The sequence below is a fragment of the Gordonia sp. i37 genome, from assembly GCF_002043085.1.
In the GTDB taxonomy this organism is placed as follows: Bacteria; Actinomycetota; Actinomycetes; order Mycobacteriales; family Mycobacteriaceae; genus Gordonia; species Gordonia polyisoprenivorans.
Genome location: NZ_MVPX01000594.1, coordinates 1 through 1,170 on the forward strand (window position 1 = coordinate 1; position 1,170 = coordinate 1,170).

At 61.8% G+C, this 1,170-nt stretch carries 3 protein-coding genes; 1 reads left to right on the forward strand and 2 read right to left on the reverse strand.

What is annotated here, in order from left to right; all coding sequences use genetic code 11:
- Both B1964_RS28530 and B1964_RS31490 read right to left on the reverse strand, forming a co-directional pair.
- On the reverse strand, window positions 1-191 hold a 191-nt coding region (locus B1964_RS28530; protein ID WP_253194257.1), incomplete at its 3' end, for a transposase.
- 65 nt (window positions 192-256) lie between these two features.
- Window positions 257-379, reverse strand: a complete 123-nt coding sequence (locus tag B1964_RS31490; protein ID WP_290440749.1) for a hypothetical protein — start codon at window positions 377-379, stop codon at window positions 257-259.
- Window positions 380-638: 259 nt separating this feature from the next.
- Here B1964_RS31490 and B1964_RS30595 point away from each other — a divergent pair, with 259 nt between their 5' ends.
- The gene (locus B1964_RS30595; RefSeq protein ID WP_172398996.1) at window positions 639-815 is read left to right on the forward strand and encodes a hypothetical protein; all 177 of its coding nucleotides are present in this window, start codon (window positions 639-641) and stop codon (window positions 813-815) included.
- Window positions 816-1,170: the final 355 nt, after the last annotated feature.

The following is a 1,170-nucleotide window of genomic DNA, read 5'->3' on the forward strand; positions in this document are numbered from 1 at the left end:
AGCTCCTTGAGCTCTTTGGCGGCATCGGCGTCCATGCCGCCGTACTGGCGGCGCCAGTTGTACAACGTCGCTGCCGATACCTCGAGGTCGGCGGCGATCTCCTCGCCGGTCTTGCCTTCCGCGGCCAGCTCGTCAGCTCGGCGCAGCTTGCGCACGATGTCCTCGGCCGAGTGACGCTTACGTCCTGCCATGTTCCTCATCGTCCCTTCTACGCCCTCACCAGGGCAATCAGGACTCTAAAACAAGCCGGACCGATCTACGGGGGACACGCCAGCACCACGAGCACCAGCAGACCGAGGAGCACGACAAGCATCTGCCATCCCGCAACATCGGGCTTGGGCACATCGGTGAGCGTTATCCATGACGTATCGATCAGCATCGTCACCAAGCCCTTCGGCTCGAGGTCTGCGACGGCGAGGACCTCAGGAAGTTCTTGCTAGTCACTGCACACCTCTCGCAAGACTCCCGGAACAGCGCAGAGTCAGCGGAAATGCGCATGGCCACTCCATCATCATCAATTCAATGATCGACAACATCGAGCAGTGATTCATGTTGTCACATTCACTCGCCGTCGATCTCGAGCGACCCTGATACAGATCGGGCGCCCTCCCAGCGCACTCGGCGGCTACCGTTAGAACATGCGCAGCGAACATCGGACGACCGCCGACGAGCATGATGTGGCTACCCGGTGGCGACGCGCGCTCGCGCAGTACCTGCGTGCCGGGGAGGCGAAGGCAGTCAAGGTTCGTTCGCATCGTCTGGATCGGCGGGTGGCGAAGGCGGCGGCGGTTCGTGATTGGCGCGAATGGAGGTGACGTCTTTTCGGGCGGTCCTCCGACATGTCTCGGCGCCGATGACGCACGACACCTACGCTGATCTCTTCGACGAGGACCTCGACGCGATTGCGCTCGCCCCAGATGCGGCCCGATCGTCGGCAAATGTGCCCAAGACGTGCCCGGCCCGAGAACTGGAGAGGCGCCGGGAGGCATAGAAATAGCCCTTCACCTGCAACGCAAGGTGAGGGGCGCTCTGCGGAAGGAACGTCATGGCTTTCAAACCTCACCCCGACTACACAACGCGTGCTTGAACTGCACAAGCGCACTCTGAACCGTCCTGGGTCTGGTGGAGACCGTGATCTCACCAGGAGAATGTTGGTATGGGAGCAGCACG